General features: G+C 46.8%; 16 protein-coding genes, 1 pseudogene and 1 CRISPR repeat array. Of the genes and pseudogenes, 7 read left to right on the top strand and 10 right to left on the bottom strand.

Annotation, left to right across the window (positions count from 1 at the left end; translation table 11 throughout):
• Positions 1-8 precede the first annotated feature (8 nt).
• Genes cas3 through NIES2104_RS03800 form a run of 5 tightly spaced genes read right to left on the bottom strand, consistent with a single transcriptional unit; the run spans position 9 to position 7,122 of the window.
• A complete protein-coding gene (cas3, locus tag NIES2104_RS03780) occupies positions 9-2,291 on the bottom strand; it encodes a type I-D CRISPR-associated helicase Cas3' (RefSeq protein ID WP_058995886.1) in 2,283 nt (760 codons plus the stop codon).
• A 1-nt stretch (position 2,292) separates the two neighbouring features.
• Positions 2,293-3,111 carry a type I-D CRISPR-associated protein Cas5/Csc1 gene (gene cas5d / locus NIES2104_RS03785; RefSeq protein WP_058995888.1) on the bottom strand — a complete coding sequence of 273 codons (819 nt, stop codon included), beginning with the start codon at positions 3,109-3,111 and terminating at the stop codon, positions 2,293-2,295.
• A 3-nt stretch (positions 3,112-3,114) separates the two neighbouring features.
• Complete coding sequence (gene cas7d, locus NIES2104_RS03790) at positions 3,115-4,161, bottom strand: type I-D CRISPR-associated protein Cas7/Csc2 (RefSeq protein WP_058995890.1); 1,047 nt, start codon at positions 4,159-4,161, stop codon at positions 3,115-3,117.
• Between the two features lie 12 nt (positions 4,162-4,173).
• Positions 4,174-6,873, bottom strand: coding sequence for a hypothetical protein (locus NIES2104_RS03795; RefSeq protein WP_058995892.1), 2,700 nt, complete (start codon positions 6,871-6,873; stop codon positions 4,174-4,176).
• A 60-nt stretch (positions 6,874-6,933) separates the two neighbouring features.
• The gene (locus NIES2104_RS03800) at positions 6,934-7,122 is read right to left on the bottom strand and encodes a hypothetical protein (RefSeq protein ID WP_058995893.1); all 189 of its coding nucleotides are present in this window, start codon (positions 7,120-7,122) and stop codon (positions 6,934-6,936) included.
• Positions 7,123-7,282: 160 nt separating this feature from the next.
• Between NIES2104_RS03800 and NIES2104_RS03805 the strand changes: the two genes are divergently transcribed.
• The 4 genes from NIES2104_RS03805 (at position 7,283) to NIES2104_RS03815 (ending at position 14,005) form a co-directional block, all read left to right on the top strand.
• The gene (locus NIES2104_RS03805) at positions 7,283-8,143 is read left to right on the top strand and encodes a YafY family protein (protein ID WP_059001548.1); all 861 of its coding nucleotides are present in this window, start codon (positions 7,283-7,285) and stop codon (positions 8,141-8,143) included.
• Between the two features lie 240 nt (positions 8,144-8,383).
• Positions 8,384-10,983: direct repeats of the CRISPR family, unit length 37 nt; unit sequence CGATCAACACACTTAATCCCGGCAACGGGACTGAAAC.
• 27 nt (positions 10,984-11,010) lie between these two features.
• The gene (locus tag NIES2104_RS30575; RefSeq protein WP_063270198.1) at positions 11,011-11,301 is read left to right on the top strand and encodes a hypothetical protein; all 291 of its coding nucleotides are present in this window, start codon (positions 11,011-11,013) and stop codon (positions 11,299-11,301) included.
• A 66-nt stretch (positions 11,302-11,367) separates the two neighbouring features.
• Positions 11,368-12,804: a GUN4 domain-containing protein gene (locus NIES2104_RS31575; RefSeq protein ID WP_072218023.1), complete on the top strand. Its 1,437-nt coding sequence runs from the start codon at positions 11,368-11,370 to the stop codon at positions 12,802-12,804.
• A 97-nt stretch (positions 12,805-12,901) separates the two neighbouring features.
• The gene (locus NIES2104_RS03815) at positions 12,902-14,005 is read left to right on the top strand and encodes a catalase family protein (RefSeq protein ID WP_058995895.1); all 1,104 of its coding nucleotides are present in this window, start codon (positions 12,902-12,904) and stop codon (positions 14,003-14,005) included.
• A gap of 27 nt (positions 14,006-14,032) precedes the next feature.
• On the opposite strand, the gene NIES2104_RS32630 is transcribed toward NIES2104_RS03815, so the two are convergent.
• On the bottom strand, positions 14,033-17,557 hold the full coding sequence (locus NIES2104_RS32630) for an ATP-binding protein (RefSeq protein ID WP_058995897.1): 3,525 nt from the start codon (positions 17,555-17,557) through the stop codon (positions 14,033-14,035).
• 378 nt (positions 17,558-17,935) lie between these two features.
• On the opposite strand from NIES2104_RS32630, the gene NIES2104_RS03825 reads away from it, so the two are divergent.
• Entirely contained in the window at positions 17,936-18,508 is a 573-nt protein-coding gene (locus tag NIES2104_RS03825; RefSeq protein ID WP_058995899.1) for a TIGR04376 family protein, read from the top strand.
• A 65-nt stretch (positions 18,509-18,573) separates the two neighbouring features.
• Positions 18,574-19,332: a proteasome-type protease gene (locus NIES2104_RS03830; protein ID WP_058995901.1), complete on the top strand. Its 759-nt coding sequence runs from the start codon at positions 18,574-18,576 to the stop codon at positions 19,330-19,332.
• Here the strand turns inward: NIES2104_RS03830 and NIES2104_RS03835 are convergent.
• From NIES2104_RS03835 to NIES2104_RS33765, 3 genes and pseudogenes are all read right to left on the bottom strand, one after another.
• Positions 19,302-20,183: a transglutaminase family protein gene (locus NIES2104_RS03835; protein ID WP_263970902.1), complete on the bottom strand. Its 882-nt coding sequence runs from the start codon at positions 20,181-20,183 to the stop codon at positions 19,302-19,304. The two genes, NIES2104_RS03830 and NIES2104_RS03835, sit on opposite strands and share 31 nt — an antisense overlap.
• Complete coding sequence (locus NIES2104_RS33760; RefSeq protein ID WP_370561217.1) at positions 20,162-20,464, bottom strand: DUF4351 domain-containing protein; 303 nt, start codon at positions 20,462-20,464, stop codon at positions 20,162-20,164. Before NIES2104_RS33760 ends, NIES2104_RS03835 begins: the two co-directional genes overlap by 22 nt.
• Positions 20,465-20,473: 9 nt before the next feature.
• Positions 20,474-21,050, bottom strand: a pseudogene (locus NIES2104_RS33765) (Rpn family recombination-promoting nuclease/putative transposase); the annotation flags it as partial.
• A gap of 81 nt (positions 21,051-21,131) precedes the next feature.
• Here NIES2104_RS33765 and NIES2104_RS03845 point away from each other — a divergent pair.
• The gene (locus NIES2104_RS03845; protein ID WP_058995903.1) at positions 21,132-21,794 is read left to right on the top strand and encodes a hypothetical protein; all 663 of its coding nucleotides are present in this window, start codon (positions 21,132-21,134) and stop codon (positions 21,792-21,794) included.
• On the opposite strand, the gene NIES2104_RS03850 is transcribed toward NIES2104_RS03845, so the two are convergent.
• The gene (locus tag NIES2104_RS03850; protein ID WP_058995905.1) at positions 21,784-22,845 is read right to left on the bottom strand and encodes an ABC transporter ATP-binding protein; all 1,062 of its coding nucleotides are present in this window, start codon (positions 22,843-22,845) and stop codon (positions 21,784-21,786) included. The genes NIES2104_RS03845 and NIES2104_RS03850 overlap by 11 nt on opposite strands.
• Between the last annotated feature and the right edge of the window lie 16 nt (positions 22,846-22,861).

Here is a 22,861-nt window from a genome sequence, read left to right on the forward strand (position 1 = left end):
AACCTCCATCAGTAAATTAGAAATTCTTCATTGTCAGGAAGCCGAAGTCTAACTCCAAACATTGCGATCGTTAAAATGCCTGCAATGCCAGGGAGCAGAACAAAGTCTTTCTCAAAATCTGTTCCGATCACAGTGATAGGATAGACTGCAACTCGTTCTCGAAGAAGCTGATAATAAGCAGAAGCATTCTTGATGGGACAGATAATTACACCTGGAATAAAGTCCTTACTCAGTTTCGTTAGCAGCGCCTCTGGTGCGATCGCATCTCCGCGCTTGCGTTGAATCTGACAATTCTCGAATGCTTTAAGTTTATTAAGTTGAGTCGCTGAAAAATCTAGGTAACAACCTCGATATCGCCATCGAAAACTGATTTGATAAGAAGATTCAGCCCGATTTTGAATCTCAACGCGATCACCATCTGAAAGAAACTCGTAGTAGCGCAGCAGGTGAATCGGATCAAGCAGAGTTTCTGCTGAAACATCTAAAATCAATCCTTTCGGGTCAACAATCTCTAGATTTTCAAACAATCCTGTTCTAAATCCAAATAAAGGAGCATAGCTTGCTATAAAGTACCGACAGAACTGTACAAATGCCTCAATCGCTTTTGTATTCCGCTCAAGAACAGTTTCATAATCTTGAAAAGTTGTCCGTTTTGCTTGAAAATCTGCCCAATCTTCTGGGCATTCAGTTCTCAGAAAAGTCGTCACAATGTCCCATCTTGCCTTTCCTTTGATAAATCGAAGCGGATTCGTTTGGCTATCTTTCTGTTTTGCGATCTCCTCTGCGGCTTTTAGTGCCATCATTCGACTTCGATAATAAGCCCAATCTTGTTTTCCTCCTAGTACAGATTGCAGCGTTCGATAAAGCTTGTCAATCAACTCACTTTCAGCCAGACCTTGCATCAGCTCCTCTAATTGAAGTAAAGGTCGAGCAATCTCTAGAAAAGCTTCAGATTGCCAATAAATCGCTAGGAAAGGACGATCGAGACAAGACAACTCCGCTAACTGATGCTTCAAAGTTTCTCGATCGCTCTCTTTATCCAACAGTGCTAATCCTTCTTCCCAGGCTCTCTCAGGAAGATATGCGATCGCATGAGATGAAATATCGGCAATAGGTTTACCCAGCACTCGCCCAACTCGCCCTAAACGTTGCCAAAAAGCCGCACGATCGCGACAGGAGAAAATTAACCAGTCTAGATTCTGTCTTCGTGGCTCTGGATTTCGTTCAAAGTTAAATCCAACATCAACTGTACTTGTTGCCAAAATAATTGGGCATTGCATGGCTCGTTGACGATCTTTGAGCGGTGCAGGTCCTGTAATTCGTCCAATCTGATCAGCGAGTCCCTTCCGCCTCAGCAAATCTGCAAGTTGATTCACTTGATCTAATGAGTCAAGAATGACAGCACCATTATGACCAGGATGAGATTGTGATTTCTGAATAATCTCGTTTACTAATTCAGATATGAATTGATCCCGATCTGGTTGAGCACGTAACTCCAATTGAACTGAGGTTTGAGAAGGTAGGAGGCAATCCGTATGCTCTTCTCCATCAATGTAAGCAACTCTTACACCTTGCCTTTCTAAACTAGAAAGCGCAGCTTCACAGGCTGGCTCAGGAGTCGCCGTCAGCAAAACTGCGCGACGACCTTGCTGAAAGAAGCCAAATTCGTGAGATACAGCAAGATAGAAGAGCAATCCGACGAGTTGCTTTGCATCATACAAATGAAATTCGTCAAAAATGACTGTTCCGAACTTGCTGTAGAACTGGCTTGCAACGTTAATGCGATCGAGCTTTTTGTAAGCGAAGAATGTCGCATAGTAAAAGATATCTGGATTCGTCACCAAAAGAACCGGGCGACTTGCACCAACTTCTGGAAAAATTGTGGCAGGATTGCGGAGCAGGTTATAAAGCTTTTCTCCGGGACGGCTCCCTACAGGCTGATTTGACCACTGGCGAATTTCTTTAGCAGAAGCAGCAATCACTATATGCGGCAATCCTGCTGCAAGGACGAATGCCTCTGCCGCTTGCTTCTGCTGATCAATCAGAGCATTTGTGGGTGCAATGTAAACGGCGCTCTGTTTCGGTTGATGTTTGAGAACTGATAATGCTGCCTTTGTTTTCCCTGTCCCCGTCGGTGCTGAGTCTACAATAATGTCATGATCAACTGCTTTTTGGAAAACATCCACTTGATGCTGAAGCGCTTTTCCCATGAAAGCAAGTTCTTCAGGTAACTCAACACAAGCAGCAATGCTTCTAGGTTCAAGCAATACAGAAATCCTTTCATTTGCCACGTTACAGTCGTCCTCCACAGAACCGAAGATTTGCTGGAATTGTAAGATTACCGATCTGCCAAGCTTCTCCTTGAAATCTCAAATTTTTCACTAATGAAACAGGAGGAATCGCAATTAAGTCAAAAGATAGTAATGGCAGATTAGGCGGTAAATCTGCTGTGTTTAGTAGTGCTTTGCAGTCATATTCCGCGATCGGAAGAAGCTTAATCTTCAACTCCTGCAAAACAGATAGGCGAATTTTGCTTCTGAATTTACCAATGCGGAAATAATCAGGAAGCTCAGAATCCCCAAAAACTAATGTCTGAAATCGATTACCACGTTCAATCATTCGCAGTCGTCCAGTTTGAGGAAAGTTACTAGGCGCAAACGATCGATGTTTCGGTTTGTCTTGTCCTTTTTCTCGCTGAAGACGGCGGTATTCAGGCAGGTCTTGACGCGCGATCGCGACTCGATTATTAGTCATTGCGTACCAGTACGCATCTGATAGCGCATTAAAACGCTCAAACCGAAAACTAACTTCCTCATTCACTGACCAAGCTGGAAGAATGTAATTTTTATGAGCAATCGGCACAAGATCTTCAAGATAGGTGGGTCTGCTCGTTGCTTGTCCAGTTAATCGATAGGGTGAAGCTACCCAACCGAGAGCGTAGGCAAGCGCATAGTTTCCTAGAACGCCCTCTGTATAGTAACAATCAGAGATTTCTCGTGATGCGAAAAACACAGGTTCCGCACACCATAGCTCAATCAGCCGAATATGCTCAAAATGATTTGAATTTGAGGCTTGAACAATGGGCGAATTCTGTTGCTGGGTCTTTGCCATTTTCTAGCTCTCCGCCTCAGTATCTGCTGTTTTTTTCGCTCGACTTCGAGACTTTTTCGCATCGGCTACAGGTTCTTGACGGAAGGGGAGATATGCCTCATCCAATCGCTTGAGGAATGCTTCACGCTCATCTGGCGACCAGCAACGATCGACATCATCAATTAAGGCTTGCACTTCTTCAGGGGAGAGTTTTAGAGTAATACCGCGGCGAGCCTTCCAACCATCAATCACACTCTCAACAGCTCCAGCTAAAATGTTGCGGTTAAACGGATGCTCTAAGAGTTCTTCACGGGTTCTCATCGCATCGTGAACTGACTGGACTAATTCCAAAGAGCTTGGTAACTCAGCGATTCCGCCAAATATGCCCAAGATCTGATTTTCCATCCGTCCAACCCGGCTAGATACTGCTCCATAGCGACTAGTCAGAAGAATGTTGCCAAGAATATAACGCAGTTCATCAGCCGTGACATCTTTGAGCGTCACCACATCTAGAAAGTGAACGCCTGGTTTGATGTACTCGCTCGTATTTAAAGATGTAGAAGCTTTGTCAGTATCATCATCACGTTTCAGACGCATTGTGCCGTTTTCGTACACACCATTCAAGGTGCGATCGCTGACCAACTCCGCAGCAGGTAACAAACTAAAAGCATCTTCTGTCCAGATCCGACTCTTTTGAGCGCCTCCACCCCCTGCTGCAAATCCGTAGAGAAAACAATCGATGCACATCTCACAAGGCGCATTAGTATTCAGTGAACAAACGGATTCTTCTTTTTTAGCGTTGTAGAGCAAGTCATAGGCTCTGAGAAATTCTCGACCGCGACGACGTTCGGGAGCGATCTGTTTGCGCTTCGTCATCACTAAACGCTCGATCGTCCGTTGATCTTCGATTCCAGCGTGAACGAATTCTCGGCACATCGGTTCTCCGGTTCCTTCAGTGCGAAAGATTGTTTCGGAGAGGGTTGTTCTAAGAACGACGAGACTAACTACGCGACCTTTGGGAAAGTTTTCGTAAGCGGGCGCAAGAAATGGGGTTAATTTTTCGATCGACATGAGAATTTTCTCCTATGGGTTTGATTCAACAGTTTCTTCGGTCTTCAATTCGGCTGCTTTTTTCGCCTTCACTTCTTGATACGCTTCTTGCCAGAAAAATAAATAAGCTGCTTCTAGCTCATCGCGATCATTCAGGAGCTTCTCAGGACGGGCGCGATAAACTTCTTCGTAAAGCTTGCGAAGAATGCTGTAGTACTGCTTGATCTGCTCAAACTTCGTTTCACCCACTCCAGTCTCTCGAATCCGATCAAGACGGGTGTGATATTTCTGGACTAAAGCACCAAAAATAAAGTCCAAATCCATGTGCGGCTTAACAGAACGAATTGCAGTAACAAAAGCCGTAAAAGGCTCGTTGAGCGAAGTTCGTCGAAAAGAACTTCCTCGTAAGTTCGCATGAGCCGCTAAACGAGCCGCTTCTCTCAAGTATTGTGTTAGTTCACTATTCTCATTGGGCATAAGGCTCTCCAGTAAATGATTGAGCGGATTGCGAATTTTCTGCCAGCTTACTTCAAGATTTGGATTGTCTTGCTCCCGAAGAATCCAACGGAGCAAGACGTGATACAAACTGAAGGGTTTAGACGTTGCACGAGCCAGGTCATACAAGCAGTCGTCGAACTTTGGTAAGCTTGCTACGCCTTGAACTAGTCTGCCAATTGAGCGCAGACGATCGCGCACAACGATCGCATTCTCTCTGCTATATCGTCCCGTGCTTAACAATCGCATAAGTGCGGTCGGAATTCCTTCAACTCGCCCGTAAAAATCAGTTGAAGTTTCTATCTGCAAACTAGAACTCAAGACAAACGGAAACCCAAGCTCTAGGGAAAGGGAAAGTTCTAATGCAAGTCGTAACGATTTTAATAGTGCAATAGAAGCATTGACTTCTCCCCACACAATTGGAAGAACAACGGTATTGTGAACAAATTCTGGGCGACTTGGAAATGCAAACCCAACAACCTTACTTTCTCTAAACTCGATCGCATTATCTCGGTAGAGTTGAATTGCATCAACTGAAACAGGACCGTTTGATGCGTTGGTTGCTGCTAAATTAGTTAGGCATTCCCTCCAGATTCTAAGTAATTCCGGGCAACTCCCTTTTGGTAATGCCAGATGTAGGTAAAACGGTGGCTCTTTCTTCACGGCTGGAAAGCGTGCCCCGATCGCGAGCAGTTGATATGCTAATAATGTTGCAGGTTCAGCCTGTCTTCTTGGTTCTGCAATCATTCCACCGGGCAGACGATTGGAGAAAACCTGCACTTTAGTTCCGATTGGCATCGAAGAGACATCCTCAGTTGCTGTGACAGTCACGCCAAGTGAGCAACGCTGTTTAGGTTTTGCATCTGTATACCCTTTAAGCTCAGCAAATCCATTGAAAAGCTGGTGGTAAGGTAGGTTTAGATTCTTTGAGACTAATTCGACTAATTCTTTTGGTGCTTCCGATATTTCTTCATCACTGCCTAACTGACTCACTAATGTTTTTCTCATTTCAAGTGATTCGAGTAGTGCATTTTTGATGCCGTTCAGTCCTTCGGACATCGCTTTAGCAGCAAACAAAGCTCTACCGTATTGTGGATCAAACTTTTCTAGGGCTTCTCGTTGTTGTGAAGAAAGACCAATTTGTGCTGCAATCCGATTCCAAGTCTCTTCAGTCGATAGACCCTGCCGATAGCTAATGAATGCAGCTTTCAGACCTTCTGATATCATATATTCGTCTGCTGTACTCGCTGGAAATAAATTAGCTGCTTGTGCTTGCAATACTGCTTCTGCTCCAGCATCTCGACTCCACTTTTCTACATCTTTCTGTAGTGTTTCCGCTTTGCAGTTTTTTCGCTTCTTTTCCAAACATGCTAGGACAACTTGCAGAACTTCAGCGTGATCATGCTGAACTGCGGGTGAAAGAATCCTAATCCCGTTGTTAGAAGGCTTTACAAGCTGTTCGATATTGTTACCAAAAACAGCATCTATTTTTGTTTGCCATCTAAGCGCGATCGCATTAACTAAATCTTTTTCTGGCAAGCGTTCCCCTTCAAATAGTTCTCCATCTGGAAAAATAGCCAACGGAGTTAATCCTTCTCCAGACAAGACCTCTTCACAAGCTGCAAGCAATAAAGCACTGATATAGCCTCGGTCTTCAGATACTCGGATTCGGTACAAACGACTGGGGCGATCAAGCGCAACAGTCAATTCTTTTTCGATTTTTCGATCAAGTTCAGACTGAGGTAAGTTCAAATCAAACAGATCGGCAGCGATCAAAATTGCAGCCCAACGATCGAGGTCTTCCAGCTCAGGAGGCTTTGCGATAAATAAAGTTCCGTCAGTTGCATGATGCCCAGAATGACGCTCAATCAGTCTTCTTGCGAGTTCAAGTGAGCCATCATCTGTGACAAAGCAATCGACCCCGACATACTCTAGTTGTTGTTTCAGGAAGGCTCGATCTCTTGCCAGCTTTTTCACAGACTGCTTTGATTGGTCTAGCTTGTTTAAGTCATGTACCGCAGTAGCTGCCAAGATTACCTTTCTCGTATCATCAGGAACCTCAGCGATTCGACTGACCGTCAGCACAAATTGACAAGCAGAATCAAAATGTTCTGCTAATGTTCTGCCTTCTCTCACGCCAGATTGATGATGCGAGGTGTGGCGCTCATAAAGCAAAGGTCGAATTTTACTGAAATACTGTTCTTCCAGCGTTTCAGGCGGTTGATTCATTAATCTCATTATTCAAAATCTCCTTAGCTGGACGATTGGACAGTGAAGTTTGTCCGCTTAATTGCCCGTCTATGCGCCAATCTTTCGATACTCAAATTGATTACTGTCTGATCGCCGTTTTTCAATCTGATAGTGGTGCTGATGAATCGCAACATGGATCGTTGCAGAGAATCGGTGTCCCACGTTTTCTACCAGTTCTTCGGTTGAATGCCAGTTTCCATCCGCCAAAATACGCTCCAGCTTCTCAAGTCTCGTCATAACTTATACCTCATCAATGCGTGAATGCCGGAAATTTAGAAAAGTTTGGACTTCTCAAACTGCCGTTGAATTGTGTCCGTAAAAGCTTGCTTGAATTGAATATAACAGCGATCATAAGGGAAGAAAAGAAGGTGAACGGATGAAGTGTCCGTACAAAATTATGAGTCGTAAAGGTCAGTCCATCACGTTATCGATCTCCGATCGCGATAAAGCCGAGTTAGAAGCTTTAGCGCTCGAACTTGGAATGACTTGGGGCGATCGCGCAAATATTTCAAAGCTGGTTGAAGCGATCGCTCGTCGCCAATTGACGATCGCCCCAAATCACGACTGGAAAACTGAGAGAATTCAAGCGCTGAATCAAGCGCGATCGGCTTTAGTAGATGCGGGAAGGATTGAAGATGCAGTCGCGATCGCACAACTTCTGATCGAGCGCAGTGAACTGACGATTCCCTTGAGAGCCGAGTTAGAACAATTCATTACCAAACCAATCGAGCCTTGGCGATTGCAGCTAGAGCGGTTCATCCGGCAAGAGCAGCCGTTTCAACTGTCGTATCAAGATGCAGCCGAGCGAGTTTGGCAATTTACGATTCGGTATGCAGCGATCGCATCTCATGAGGAGCGCCGATATCTTGATTGTTGGTGTGAGGAGACGGAAGGGGCGCAGGGATTGGTTGAGTTGCAGCACAATCGATCGCTGAGGCTCGATCGCATTACGGATGCGGCGGTGAATCGAGCGGCGGGATCGTGGCGATCGACGGGATTAGCGGCGATTTTAGTCGAGCTGCATTTGTTTCGGGGGTTGGCGTTTGCCTATCGAAGTAAGACGGCGATCGATGTGGTGAATGAGTGGCATGAGGAGTTGCCGCAGGTGCGACGAGTGGTGCGGCAGGTGACGAGTACGTTTTGGTTGGTTCGGGAGATTTTGCGGTACGGGCAGGATTGCGAGGTGATTGCGCCGGAGAGTGTGCGGGAGTTGATGAGACAGGAAGTTTTGGGGATGCGCGATCGCTATGAGATTTAGTGAGAAAAAACTCGACAGGATTGGTCGATCGATTTATGATTAGGCAGGATTCTGACGAACCGAAGCGGGGTCAAAAACCCTGGGAGGTTCGCCAAATCTCTAGAACCAAGACAATTCAATATTTGTAGCAATTCGTCAAGTTGCCACCGCTGTAGAATAAAGGCTGGGATCGCTGTTTCAGACCACCTTTGCCAAAATCGGTTCTACAGCCCTTGTTCAGTAGGGGTTCTAGGTGGCGGACGATCAACACACTTAATCCCGGCAACGGGACTGAAACTACATCTGATCGGAAGTCAGTTGACCTGCCTCGATCGATCAACACACTTAATCCCGGCAACGGGACTGAAACGTTGGCAATCAATCTCAGGGGGAAAATTACCTCTATCGATCAACACACTTAATCCCGGCAACGGGACTGAAACTAAAACGTCAACTTAAAGAACTTGCAGAACAAGCACGACGATCAACACACTTAATCCCGGCAACGGGACTGAAACGGCACTCCGAACAACTCAGGCTTTGCGTTCACTGTCTCGATCAACACACTTAATCCCGGCAACGGGACTGAAACTACCACCTGTTAAACCTTTTTCACAATTTGTGAAAACGATCAACACACTTAATCCCGGCAACGGGACTGAAACATTAAAAAAGTGTTTAAAGTTTCTACAAACTGTTTAGCGATCAACACACTTAATCCCGGCAACGGGACTGAAACGAAATCATGACTCACAAAATTGTACCTTTTGAGAACGATCAACACACTTAATCCCGGCAACGGGACTGAAACATCATCATGAACGGATTGTCTCCGTCTGCGATGCCGCGATCAACACACTTAATCCCGGCAACGGGACTGAAACATTGGCATCATTAAACAAATTAGAAGACAGAAATAGACGATCAACACACTTAATCCCGGCAACGGGACTGAAACAATTCCCACGGATAAGATATGGTTTCGGACAAGTCCGATCAACACACTTAATCCCGGCAACGGGACTGAAACTGGAAACAGAATACAAGAATCACAAATTGATAAATGGGCGATCAACACACTTAATCCCGGCAACGGGACTGAAACGAAATCAATCCGGGTGTTTTAGTTCGATCTGGCGATTCTACTCGATCAACACACTTAATCCCGGCAACGGGACTGAAACTTCTCACGATCGCTTCGATGATTGCAACTAAAAAACCGATCAACACACTTAATCCCGGCAACGGGACTGAAACTCGATACATTGCCGATTCGGGGAGCGATCGCATCACGATCAACACACTTAATCCCGGCAACGGGACTGAAACCTTTTGCCAACGTCCCAATTGCCTGAATACACGCAGCGATCAACACACTTAATCCCGGCAACGGGACTGAAACTTGAGAGGACACACGCCATACAATCGAGTCGATAACCGACGATCAACACACTTAATCCCGGCAACGGGACTGAAACGTAGGCGGATCAACAAACGTCACAGAGCCATTTACCGATCAACACACTTAATCCCGGCAACGGGACTGAAACTAGCGGATCAGTAACAGTTGTACAAGACAGCCCTACCGATCAACACACTTAATCCCGGCAACGGGACTGAAACTGCTCATCCGATTTATGGAAAACAAGACGATTATTTCGATCAACACACTTAATCCCGGCAACGGGACTGAAACACCCTAATTGTTTTGGCTGCAAAACTGCTTCAGGAAACCGATCAACACACTTAATCCCGGCAACGGGACTGAAACCGATTGATTCAGGATGAAAAACCGAATTCTCTACTCGATCAACACACTTAATCCCGGCAACGGGACTGAAACTTCAGAATTTCCCCGATCGTCCACAAAACCGCATACACGATCAACACACTTAATCCCGGCAACGGGACTGAAACCCGACTCCAAATCCGTCACCTTCACCCGCTCCGATCCGATCAACACACTTAATCCCGGCAACGGGACTGAAACGTAAAAAACGTAGGGAATCCGCCATATCCACCACCGGCGATCAACACACTTAATCCCGGCAACGGGACTGAAACACGCGATCGCTCTTTCGGTCTGGATGCAATATAAGACGATCAACACACTTAATCCCGGCAACGGGACTGAAACGAAAAGTTAGAAAAACAGACCGAAAATATGAGGACCGATCAACACACTTAATCCCGGCAACGGGACTGAAACAAATTGATCAAGACTCAAATACCGGATATTCTGAACGATCAACACACTTAATCCCGGCAACGGGACTGAAACCCGATTCTTCCTCGTCATTCGTGTTAATTGCACCTCGATCAACACACTTAATCCCGGCAACGGGACTGAAACATTAATCAATAATTACGCCTCGCTACGATACCAACACGATCAACACACTTAATCCCGGCAACGGGACTGAAACCTGTTGCACCCGCGCTACTCGTGAGCAGTGCCAAGCGATCAACACACTTAATCCCGGCAACGGGACTGAAACGCGGAAACAGAATACAAGAATCCCAAATTGATAAACGATCAACACACTTAATCCCGGCAACGGGACTGAAACGCGCTGCCAATCGGATATTTGAGCAATCATCTTCTCGATCAACACACTTAATCCCGGCAACGGGACTGAAACCAACTATGTACAGTCGATTTACAATGCTTCCCCCATCCGATCAACACACTTAATCCCGGCAACGGGACTGAAACATCCGCAGGCTAAACAGTGGTGAAAGACTCTCAGGCGATCAACACACTTAATCCCGGCAACGGGACTGAAACGCTTTCTCTTCATTCAGAACGGCATTCCGACCGTGGCGATCAACACACTTAATCCCGGCAACGGGACTGAAACAAAACACAGCGAGGTTTGATGAGATTTATGGATTTGAGAATCGTCAATTCGCTGCTTTTCATCGGTGATTCAGCGGCTCCGAAACAAGTGGTCGATCGACTCGTGCATATTTCCAAATATCAAATCGTGCAAAGTCTAGAGAATTCTAGTCCTAAACTGGCTCGAATGATTGACCTTGAATTGTTAAAAGAAGATGACAACGCATTTGATGACCCCCAAAATCCGGTAATTCGGGTGCGGGTGCGTTTAACAACGGTTGCGGTTGACCCAAAACAAGAGCGGGTGACAAAGCAAATTCAGATTGTTGTAGAGCGCTAATCAGTAAACGAACTTAGTTCCAATGTAGCTGACTTTTGGTAAAACGTTGAAATCCAGTACTATATCATGAAAATTTTGTTCCTTTCAGCCAATCCGCCAGGAAGTGCCCGATTAGATCTAGAAGAAGAAGTTAGCAGAATCGAGGAGGGTTTGCAGCGCTCAAAGCTGAATGGTCAATTTGAGCTTGTCACGAAATGGGCAATTGATTCTCATACTCTACGACGTGCGCTGCTTGAAGAAAATCCTGATGTGGTGCATTTTTCTGGACATGGCGAAGGGCAGTCAGGATTAGTCCTACTCGGTCAGAATGGGCAAGCAAAACCTGCAACGGGTGAAGCGCTTTCCGGGTTGTTTAAGCAGTTTCCGAACGTCAAGTGTGTGCTGCTGAATGCATGTTATGCGGAAGTGCAGGCGAAAGCAATTGTTCAGCATGTTGAATATGTGATCGGCATGAAACAAGCGGTACGTGATGACGCAGCGATCGCATTTGCAACCGGATTTTATGATGGTTTAGGGTATGCGAAATCGATCGAGGTCGCGTTTGAACTCGGTCGCAATGCGGTTCAATTTGAACTGGCAAGTTTTTCTGGAACAACGCGAAAATTGATTCCCGTGGCTGAGGACGTTGAACCACTACCGGATCATCTGATTCCAGTGCTGCTTAAAAAAGAGCCAGGTTCGACTAAAAGTGCAATTTACTCGAATCGCTCTTCTGAAGCGAGTTCGTTCTCCCAAAAGCTGAGAACAGAAAATAATATCACTCAAACAGAGGCGGTGAGAATTTATCGAGAACGGGTTCAAGAGTTTTTGAGCGATCGAGCATTAACACCCATTGAAACGGCTCAACTTGCTATTCTTGCGAAAATTTTGGGACTTTCTGAGACTGAGGTAGATCGAATCTTACAAGAAGAACAAAACCAGCAATCGAATGTACCATCGGCTCCAACTGGGCGATCGTGGTTTCAAAGCGTTAGCAAGGTTAAGAACTATTTAATTGCAGGTGCAGTTCTTTTAACTGTATCAGCAGGAGGTTTTTTCGCCTATGAGCAATCTGCCGCTAAATACCCGAAATTACAAAGCCTGCTCAGTGCCGGGGCTTGGAAAGATGCCGATGAGGAAACCGCTCGTATATTGCGGAGAATTGCAAATCGGCAGCAAGACGAAGGTTTTAGAGCAGAAGACTTTAAACAGCTTCCTTGCTCTGAGTTAATCAGTATCAACAACCTTTGGGAGAAATACAGTAACAACCACTTTGGTTTTCGCATCCAAAAGCAGATTTGGAACTCCACTGAGGTAAACAATGACATCAATAAGTTCAGTCTGCGGGTTGGGTGGCTACAGCGACAAAACAATGGCTCACTGATTTGGGTGGGTCTGGAGCAAGCTTCTGACTTAAGCGCCCCAAGCGGAAGACTTCCATTGACCGTAACTTATCGCGGCGGTGACGGTGCTGGAAATTCACGCAGTAGCTATCTAGATCGGCTGACGCAGTGCATTCCGTGAATCGCAAATTTCTAGCACAAGGAGGATGAAGAAAGTGAACCCCGTTCCGAATGATTAAACGATGATCGTTTGAACTCACCCCCAGGCACTTTACCGAATGCTCAACTCAAACCAGTACGTCCGCTACTCCCAAGATGTAGAAGTCAAGCAACCCAATGAAGATAAACTCATCCGCGAGATCCTAGACTCCGTAGCTCGGCAAGGACAAAAGGTGTTTGACAAACACCGTCATGCCATGCGCGGTGCTCATGCGAAAAGTCATGGTGGACTCAAGGGCGAACTGCAAATTTACGATAACTTACCCGCTCATCTCGCTCAGGGATTGTTTCGCGAACCCCGCACTTATCCAATCATGATTCGCTTCTCCAGTGTTCCGGGGGATATTATGCCCGATAGTCTTTCAACCTTTCGCGGCATCGGCATGAAAGTGATTGGTGTCACAGAACCGAAACTGCTCACCACCGAACCCGATGCCGTGACTCAAGATTTTTTATTCATTAACAGCCCAGTTTTTCCATCAGGAAATCTGGTGCGCTTTCTGCCTGAACAGTTACTTCAGGAAAAAGTGGTTGTGAGCGCCCCAGAGGAAGCGCAGCAACTGTTAGGAATCACTGCCCGCACCGTGAATGCAATCACTCAAAAAGTAGGCATCAACCTTTATCCGACTTCATTGGGAATTACGCAACCTGAAACGCATATTTTAGGAGAAACATACTATACCTCTGCTGCGCTGCGCTATGGAGACTATGTTGCTAAGTTAAGCGTCGTTCCCGTTTCTCTAAGTCTCCAGCCGCTAATCGGTAAAAGAATTGAGATACAGAATGCTTCGGCGCTGCGCGATTTAATTGTAGAGTTTTTTCGAGAACAGTCGGCTGAGTATGAAGTGCGGGTTCAACTTTGTACCAATTTAGAAACGATGCCGATCGAGGATGCTTCGGTTCGTTGGTCAGAGCAGGACAGTCCTTATCAAGCGATCGCCAAAATCACGATTCCTATGCAAGAAGCATACAGTCCAGCCCGTCAGGTGTACGTCGATGAGGTGCTGTCTTTTAGCCCGTGGCATACGATCGCAGTGCATCAACCGCTCGGAGCAATTCAGCGTCTTCGCAGAGAGGTCTATGAAGCTTCGAGTCATTATCGCCATGATATGAACCAACAGCCAAAGCGAGAGCCACGCAGCATTGAGGAGATGCCCGATTAGCCAAGGTAGCACGTTCTTTTACTCACTCTAGGCAGAGGCGACTAATTCACTGACGATCGCGATCACTTTCTCTGGATCAGCAGGCTTAGCAAGATGACGCTGAAACCCGACAGAGAGCGCTTGCTGCTGATCTAATTCTCCAGCGTAAGCGGTGAGCGCGATCGCTGGAACTTGCTCACCATTGGGCAGTGCGCGAATCTGATTGATGAGCATGTAGCCGTCTATCTCTGGCATGCCGATATCACTCACGACTAGATCGGGAATAAATCGCGGGAAAGCTTGCAGGGCATCGATTCCAGAAGCCACATGAGTCACAATCGCGCCCGCTTGTTCTAGAACAAATGCGATCAGCTCGCGAGAGTCGGCTTCATCATCGACGACTAAGACCCGAATGCCGCTTAAATCTCTGACTGAACTAAAGGCTGGCTCGATCGTTGGAGTCACTTTCAACCGCGAGATCAGCGGCATTCGGACTGTAAACGTCGCGCCTGCTCCTTCACCCGGACTACTGACGCTAATTTGACCGCCGTGCATTTCGACAATCTGACGTGCGATCGCCATTCCCAGTCCCAACCCCCCAAACTTACGCGTAATCGCACCATCTTCTTGACGAAAATGCTCAAACACATACGGTAGAAAATCAGCCCGAATTCCTTTTCCGGTATCGGTGACTTGAATTTGAGCATGAGTTTCATCGCCCGTTAGCGCGATCGTCACCTGTCCACCCTGATTCGTAAACTTGACCGCATTTGACAACAGATTCCAGACCACCTGCTGCAATCGTCCAGGATCGCCCATCACCCTGCCGATCTCTGAGGAAATCTTTGTATGAATTTGAATCTGTTTTGCTTCTGCGGCTAATCGTACGGTTTCCTGTGCAGCAGTAATAACAGTACTCAAATCAACAGGCATCGTCGTCAAGCTCAGCTTACCGCGCAGAATTCGAGAAATATCGAGCAAATCATCGATCAGTTGTACTTGCAGTTGAGCATTGCGCTCGATCGTAGAAAGCGCGACCTTCGCCCTTACGTCGTCCAGTTTCCCTTGCTGCAACATTTTCGACCAGCCCAAAATGGGATTGAGCGGCGTTCGTAGCTCATGCGACAGAACAGCTAAAAACTCGTCTTTGATTCGATTCGCATGATCGGCAGCTTCCCGTGCGGCTTGTTCGCGGGCGAAGAGTTGTTCGCGTTCAGCCACAATTTGCCGCTGCTCGATCAAATCCGCCGCCTGACGAGCCAGCAAATCGAGAAACTGTAATTCACGATCGCTCGGTCGATGAGGTTTGCGCCAATGCGTCGAAACCATGCCGATCGCTTTGCCCGATCGAGTAATCAGCGGCGTAGATTGACCCGATAAATATCCCGCCTCGACGTGCATTCGCATCGAACCCTCTGGGTCTTCATGCTCTGGGACTTCAAAATCAACGAAACAGCGATCGCCGTTCTTTAGTGCAATGCCGCAAGAGGTGTAAGAACTGGCATTCACGCGATAGAAATGCTCGGTCATGTTGGATTCAAAACCTTGAGTCGCCAGCAGCACTAAATCTTGAGTCGCAGCATCGAAAATCTGCACGGTTCCACCATCGGCACGAGTTAGCGCGATCGCAGCAGAAATCACCTCTTGGTACAGCGTTTGAATGTCGCCTTCTGTGACAAGCCGCGTTCCTAATTCGTGAAGTCGTTGCGTATCTTGTAAGTTTGCCGCCACGATCGCTTCGGCACGAGCACGATCGACGGCTGCCCAGGTGCGTTCGGCAACTTCCTCTGCCAGAGCGATTTCATCCGATGTCCACTCTCGCGGCTCGGCAGCGTGAACCGCGAGACCTGCTACGAATCTGCCCTCTTTAATCAACGGAATGCCAACATAAGACCCGATTTGAATCGCAGCATAAGCCGCACGTTGATCTAGAGACAGTTTATGATCAGCTTGCACATCCCACGCAACCACTGGGCGACCTGTGCGGTAAGCGGCAAGTAACCTGGAACCAAATAAATCGATCGAATAGCGTCCCGCGATTGCAGCGGCTCCATTGACGTAATCCTGTTCCACCACATAATCCGCGTCGTTCACCTCAAAGTATGCGACACGGTTCGCACCGAGATGTTCGCCGAGTACCCGACTCGCAACCGCTTGAATCTCGATCGGATCGCTCAGCGATCGCACAGCATCCGCGAGATTGGCACGAAACGCATTCAAACGGGCGGTACGCTGCAACATTTCTTCAGCTTGTTTGCGCTCGGTAATATTGCGAAACACTACGGCAAATTGGTCGCTCTTAGGGGCATCGATCGCTGCGACGTAAACATCAAACCAGCCATCCAGCCCGTGAATGCGGCTTTCAAATCGCGCTGATTCTCCGGTTCTTACCACCCGCGCATAAGTCTCCAGCCAAAACGGTTCAAGATCTGGAATCAGTTCGCTCGCAACTTTGCCTGCAACGTGCTTTAATCCAGTCAGGCTCTCAAAGGCAGGATTGACTTCGAGGATTCGATGGTCTTGAGGATTGCCATGCTCATCCCAAAGCATTTCGCACACGCAAAATCCTTCATCGATCGACTCGAACAACGGGCGATACCGTTGCTCATTACTCTGCAAATCGGATAGGGCTTGTTGATGTTCGGCTTCGACCCGCTTGCGATCGGTAATGTCGCGCTGAGTCCCCCAAGCCCGAACCAGATGTCCGGCTTCTACAATGCCAATTAAATTGTTGAGAAAAATCTTCGGCTGTCCCTGATGATCGACTTCAAAAGATTCGGCATTGACCAATCGATAGTTCGCCCGAATAAAGGCGCGGAGATATTCTACATTGCGCGGATCGGAGGGAATGAGAAAATCTGTGAGTTTTGCCCCGACCAAATCTTCTGGCGCAGCCGCTCCATACATCTGCGCCATCATTTGATTGCATTCGACCAAGCAACCGTGATCGTAAAAGTGCTGGATTTGCTCAGCTTCGGAACACTCGATCGCGATCGGTGGACTGACTTCAAAGCACCAAATCGCTTCCGAACTCTGCTGAACAAACGCCCGATAGCGGTCTTCACTCTGCTGAAGGGCTTGTGTTCTGGCACCAATTTCCATCTTCATCTGCTCGGTGCGAGACTGAAGCGCTTGATTGTGCTGCTGCTGCTGCTGACGCTGCTGAGACATTTGCACCAATTCAGTCACATCCTCAACGCGGTGCAGAATGTGCGTCATCACCCTATTTTGATCAAACAAGGGCGAATTCACTGGAGTCCAGTAGCGGACTTCAAACCCGCCCCCTTCCGAGTCTGGGCGGCGAATATCATACCGCTGCATTGCCATCGTATGAGGCTTCTGCTCCTTTAATACAAAGTCTAACGAGGCGCGGAGATTTTGCACACCGTCCGCGTTTGGATCGTCGGGATTGTCTGGGAAGACCTCAAACAGATGCCGACCCACGACTGCTTCTCGTTGAGTCATCGTGGCTTGAAAATAAGCATTGCTGCCCCCCACGATCGTAAAATCGAGATTGTAGATAATGTATAAATCTGGAAGTGATTCAAATAAACGTTGGAAATCCAGCATCATTCTACTTTCACTCCGAAAAATACTTTGTCAACAAATTCTTGCTGTGTTCTCCCATTCGACCAAGCGTTTGATTACCAATTTATTAGCTATATCACCTGGTATAGTCGCTCTTCTATCTCTCGAAGGACATAAAGGCGGTACGAAATAGCGGCTTGAGTTCGTAAAAAAATACACTTTACCGTTTGAACTTTGCGATCGTGAATCTTACCGAGAGGCAAAAGATAAGCTTCATTTTTCTATCTCTACTGCTTTTTTGATCCATTGCCAGACTCGATCAATAAAATATCACCACACAAGGGGCGGATCATCACTAGGTAAGATTGTTAGAGTGAGGCAAAAGGATGGCTGTCATCCTGAATCTTTTCTTGGAGTTGGCTTATGGGATTATTTGATGATTTGGGGCGCTTTTTAGAAACGCGGATTGATGAATTTCTCAAGAACAATCCACAGCTTGAACTTCAGGCATTAGAGGAAAAGCTGTACGAGCAAGAACAGGAGACGCGCCGACTCTTAGCAGATTTGCGGCTGCGGGAAAAAACGGTAGAAGCAGAGATTTTAACGACTGCACAAGACATCCAGCGATGGCACGTTCGGATTGAAAAAGCGCGATCGGCAGGACGACTCGATTTAGCCGAACCCGCGGAAGCACATGAAGCCTCGTTACTGCGCGAAGGCAATCAAAAATGGGGACAGATGCAGGTGCTCAAAGAGCGCATTCAACAAACCGAAGATCTTCAGCGCAAGATCCAGATTCGTCGTCAAGAACTCCAAGCAGAAATCAAACAAGTGAAAGCGGCGCAAGCGGCACAAGCTGAGAAACGTTGGGCGGTCGATGGCTGGAATCAGAGTTTTAGCAGTGCGGATAAAGCGAGTGATCCCTTAGAGCAGAGATTCCAGCAGTGGGAAACTCAAGAAGAACTCAACGAAATGAAGCGCAACCTGGGCAGGTAGAAAATTGATTGCCCGTTGAATTCCCTGTACAGTGATGCTGCAAGGTCTTGTACAGGGATATTTTTATGACCTATTGCCTTGGGATTTTGACTAGAACAGGTTTGGTGATGGCAGCGGACTCTCGTACCAATGCGGGAGTTGATTATATTTCAACGTATCGAAAGCTGTTTGATTTTTCTATTGAGCACGATCGCACAATTCTCCTCTGTACGTCTGGAAATCTCTCGATTACTCAGTCGGTGTTAACCGTGATGCAACAAGCGATCGATGCCAAAGCAGAGATCAGTTTACACACCTTGCCGAGTTTGTACGAGATTGCTCGATATGTTGGTAGCACGATGCGACAGGTGCAAGATGAAAATCGTCCTTGGCTTGAAAAAGATGGTATCGATTATCAATCCACGATTCTACTGGGTGGTCAAATCCGAGGCGAAGAGCCAGCACTGTACATGATTTACAGTCAAGGTAATTTTATTCAAGCTTCTAAAGAAAAGCCATTCTTGCAGATCGGAGAAGCGAAATACGGTAAGCCAATTCTCGATCGCGTTTTGTCGTTTGAAACCTCGATCGAATCTGCGGCGAAATGTGCGTTATTGTCGATCGATTCCACGATGATTTCTAACATTTCAGTTGGACCTCCGATCAATCTGGTGATGTACGAAGCCGATAGTTTCAAAGTCCGCTATCAACTCTGTTTAGACATTGATGCGCCTTATCTCACCCGCATTCGCAAACAATGGGAAAAGTGCTTGAATGAAGCCTTTACAGAAATGCCGAACATTGATTGGGAGCACTACTTAAATGGGGGTTCAGAGAGTCGCTGAATCTGTAAGGAATAGTTCATCGTTGATTGTGCTCCACCGGGTCGTGTCACGTTGCCCGCAATTGGAGCGGCATACTCTGGAATCGCACTTGCAGCTAAGGCAATATGTCGATCGCTCACAGCTAGTCCATGTGTTGGATCATATCCGCGCCATCCGGCACCGGGTAAATACACTTCTGCCCAAGCATGAAGATATCGATCGGGATGATCTGGATCGCCTTCTTGATAGCCACTGACGAATCTCGCTGCAAGCCCGATCGCCCGACAAACTTCGATAAATAACACAGTCAAATCTCGACAAGATCCTTTTTTCTGTGTCCAGGTCAGTCCAGGTGGGTAAGGATTTCCGGTTTCTCGAACCTGATATTCACAGCTTGTATAGATCTGCTGAGTTAGCTCATTGAGAAATTGCAGCACATTGTTCTGCGATCGTTCTGCGATTTCATAAGCAAGCTGTAGCGCAATACTATCGGTTGAATTTAAGTAAGGTTGGAGCTGTTTGAAGAGCGAGGTTGGATAGTCGATCGGGATCGAAGTCGCCCAAGGTTCCAATAGAAAGTTAAATGGATTCGATTGATGGGTACTAATTTGTGAAAGTACCTGAATATTGAGTGATGGAGTTAGCTCCGGTGGAAACCAGACTTTGATGAAAGTGTTGCCATCGAGATCGGTGATCTCAGATTGTGCGATCGGGATCGGCGTGACTTGCAGCGAAAACAGGTTGAGAGTTTGCCAACTCTCCGATCGAGGTCGCAATCGAATCAAATGCGGCTGCAAAGTGACCGGATCGCTGTAAGTGTAAGTGGTAGTGTGAGAAATTTGATAGAGCACTAGCTGTGTTCCGCTAACCACTGTTCTAGATCAGATACTGTCGTAAAATCTAACAGTGCTTCACCAAGATCTTCAAGCAGCGGCAGCGGCAGCGTTGAAAGACGTGAGCGCAAAGATTCAGAAAGTTCTTGTCCCAATCGGCGATCTAGAAGACGAGTGACGAAAGCGATCGCTTCTACTTCTCGCCCTTCTTCTCGCCCTTCTTCTTTGGCTTCCCGAATCGCACGCGGTTCTTGATTGAAATCTAGTCCTAACATTCTCCGAATCTCCCTTCGACTTAGGTTAGTGAATTTGTAAACCATTATAGAGGTGACAATATCAATGAGGTTTGCCCTTTCTCTCGATGGCAACTCCTCGCGCTCCGTTCTCTCGATTAACGCTCTTGCAGCGGCTGGAGTCTCCGCTGGATTTGTAATGGTTAAAACTGCCGCCGCAACGGTGACAGGCAGAGATCGAATATCGCCCAACTCATCTAAGTAGATTCGATGGACTTGTTCGCCGTTCAGTAACGATCGATGCGGATACACCTTGTTCCGCACTGCGCGATGGATAAATCACCACAGCTTGCCAATCTGAAAAGCGAGAACTGTTCCGGTAAAAGTACAGTAACGATTCTCCAAATAATCGCTCATAGAGTTCTGGGTCTTTCTGAAACTGAACTTCGCAAAAATAAACGATTCCGGGTTCTGATTCTGGTGGAAGAAATACGCCATCGATTTCAAACTTTGGTTCTTTCACCGCAACCGAATCAAAGCGATAGTCGATCGCATTTGTCGGACGTTCCCCAATTAAATCAAATAGCAGTGAAGGAGATCGCTGAAACATTTGATAGAAAATCGGATCACGTCGCATATTAATTGCGTTAATAGAGTAAAACAAGCGTACCATAGTTGCTGAATTTCTTTGGTGCGGACTTGGAAAATGGAGCGATCGTGGTGAATCCTAACAGTAGTGAATTAGGATAGGGCGATGAATCTGAATAAAGGTAGGGTGCTGATTTCGTTAGCGTTGATGGTGTCTGGAATTGTTGGTGTTGGGATTGCACTGTCTCAATCACCACGGGGAGTCGCTTTATTTCAAGCGCCACCGACTAAAACTGAACCTGTGATCAATCAAGCTCCGAAACCTGCGGCTCAAGAAAGTCGATCGCAAGAACTGTCTAAGCAATTAGAACAATCGAACGCAGCGAAATTGCTCAAACAGCTTTCTGAGGGAGCCGATACCAAGGTCAAAGACTCGAAGAGCGCGATCGAAGGATTCATCCAACAAAAAACTACGGAACAGCGGAACTATCTCCAGCAACTTGTAATCGATGCTTTGCGTGAAGCGATCACGGGAGAAGTCACACAGCAATCGAAAGCAGTCCCACAAGAATTCAAAGGGGTTAAATTAACACCCGAACAAACAACGGAAATTCAGAAAGCGCGACGAGATATGCAGAGTGAGATTGTTCAACAGTTGCAGAATAATCCGCAACTCATTCAACAACTTCAAGCCGATTTGCAAGCTGGAAAATTGAGTCAGACTTTATCGCGACCTTTGAACAATTACAGGGATGCGATCGCTCAAATTCTCACGTCCCAACAGCAACAGAAATGGCAAAAAAACTTCGATAAAGCGATCAATCGTTAAAAAATACTCGCACCGTCGATAAGTTCACTCTTATTTTCACTCGTGTTCCAACTTCCAGGACGGGTTTCATCGCTCTCAAGACTTGTAATCGAGTGCCTGAACTCGTTTGAATACTGTATCGATGTTCCCGTCCTAAAAAGGCGCGATCGACAATCACGATTGTACCCTTTTCATCCGGTTCCAATCGAATGTCCTGCTGTCGAATCATCAATTCTGCATGATCAGAAATCGGTTGTTCCTGGTCTAAGATTAAGGTTCCGATCGCGGTTTTCCAGCCTTTCCCGTCGTAGGTTGCGGGTAAAAAATTTCCTTGAGTGACGAACTCAGCTACATATCGTGTTGCAGGTTCACCGTAAAGCGTTTCAGGGGTGGCTAATTGTTCGAGCTTACCTCGATTCATCACGGCAACGCGATCGGAAATTGACAATGCTTCTTCTTGATCGTGCGTGACAAAAATTGCGGTTGATCCAGTTGTTTTGAGAATCGATCGAATTTCTTCGCGGAGATGCGATCGTACTTGCACGTCTAAGTTACTCAACGGTTCATCGAGCAAAATTAATGCAGGTTGAGGTGCTAACGCTCTCGCGAGGGCAACTCGTTGCTGTTGTCCGCCTGATAATTCGTGAGGGAAGCGTTTTTCTAAACCGGATAATCCGACTTGTGCGATCGCGTCTGCAATCATTTTTTTCGCCTGTTGGGCGGGATACGATCGCTTCCGACGCGACTTCTTTAGCCCAAATCCGACATTCTGCGCCACTGTCAAATGTGGAAACAGGGCGTAATCTTGAAACACCATGCCGATATCGCGCTGTTCGGGTGGCAACCAGCGATTGGGACTTGCGACTTCTTGACCTGCAAGCTCGATTCGTCCCGATTGCGGCTGCTCGAATCCAGCAATGAGTCGCAACAATGTTGTTTTTCCACAACCCGATGCACCCAGCAGGCTTAAAAGCTCTCCCTGGCGCAATTTTAGCGATACTGAATCGACAACGGGAGTATCCGAAAACTGCTTTGAAATGTGATCGAGTTGCAGAAGAATAGATTCGAGCATTTTAGAATGAGTTCAA

This window comes from Leptolyngbya sp. NIES-2104, from assembly GCF_001485215.1.
GTDB lineage: Bacteria > Cyanobacteriota > Cyanobacteriia > Leptolyngbyales > Leptolyngbyaceae > Leptolyngbya.

What these genes read in the sequence shown, in the direction of transcription:
- cas5d (WP_058995888.1), bottom strand. Translation starts at nt 3,111, where the DNA reads ATGGCAAAGACCCAGCAACAGAATTCGCCCATTGTTCAAGCCTCAAAT.
- cas7d (WP_058995890.1), bottom strand. Translation starts at nt 4,161, where the DNA reads ATGTCGATCGAAAAATTAACCCCATTTCTTGCGCCCGCTTACGAAAAC.
- NIES2104_RS03795 (WP_058995892.1), bottom strand. Translation starts at nt 6,873, where the DNA reads ATGAGATTAATGAATCAACCGCCTGAAACGCTGGAAGAACAGTATTTC.
- NIES2104_RS03800 (WP_058995893.1), bottom strand. Translation starts at nt 7,122, where the DNA reads ATGACGAGACTTGAGAAGCTGGAGCGTATTTTGGCGGATGGAAACTGG.
- NIES2104_RS03805 (WP_059001548.1), top strand. Translation starts at nt 7,283, where the DNA reads ATGAGTCGTAAAGGTCAGTCCATCACGTTATCGATCTCCGATCGCGAT.
- NIES2104_RS30575 (WP_063270198.1), top strand. Translation starts at nt 11,011, where the DNA reads ATGGATTTGAGAATCGTCAATTCGCTGCTTTTCATCGGTGATTCAGCG.
- NIES2104_RS31575 (WP_072218023.1), top strand. Translation starts at nt 11,368, where the DNA reads ATGAAAATTTTGTTCCTTTCAGCCAATCCGCCAGGAAGTGCCCGATTA.
- NIES2104_RS03815 (WP_058995895.1), top strand. Translation starts at nt 12,902, where the DNA reads ATGCTCAACTCAAACCAGTACGTCCGCTACTCCCAAGATGTAGAAGTC.
- NIES2104_RS32630 (WP_058995897.1), bottom strand. Translation starts at nt 17,557, where the DNA reads ATGATGCTGGATTTCCAACGTTTATTTGAATCACTTCCAGATTTATAC.
- NIES2104_RS03825 (WP_058995899.1), top strand. Translation starts at nt 17,936, where the DNA reads ATGGGATTATTTGATGATTTGGGGCGCTTTTTAGAAACGCGGATTGAT.
- NIES2104_RS03830 (WP_058995901.1), top strand. Translation starts at nt 18,574, where the DNA reads ATGACCTATTGCCTTGGGATTTTGACTAGAACAGGTTTGGTGATGGCA.
- NIES2104_RS33760 (WP_370561217.1), bottom strand. Translation starts at nt 20,464, where the DNA reads ATGGTTTACAAATTCACTAACCTAAGTCGAAGGGAGATTCGGAGAATG.
- NIES2104_RS03845 (WP_058995903.1), top strand. Translation starts at nt 21,132, where the DNA reads ATGAATCTGAATAAAGGTAGGGTGCTGATTTCGTTAGCGTTGATGGTG.
- NIES2104_RS03850 (WP_058995905.1), bottom strand. Translation starts at nt 22,845, where the DNA reads ATGCTCGAATCTATTCTTCTGCAACTCGATCACATTTCAAAGCAGTTT.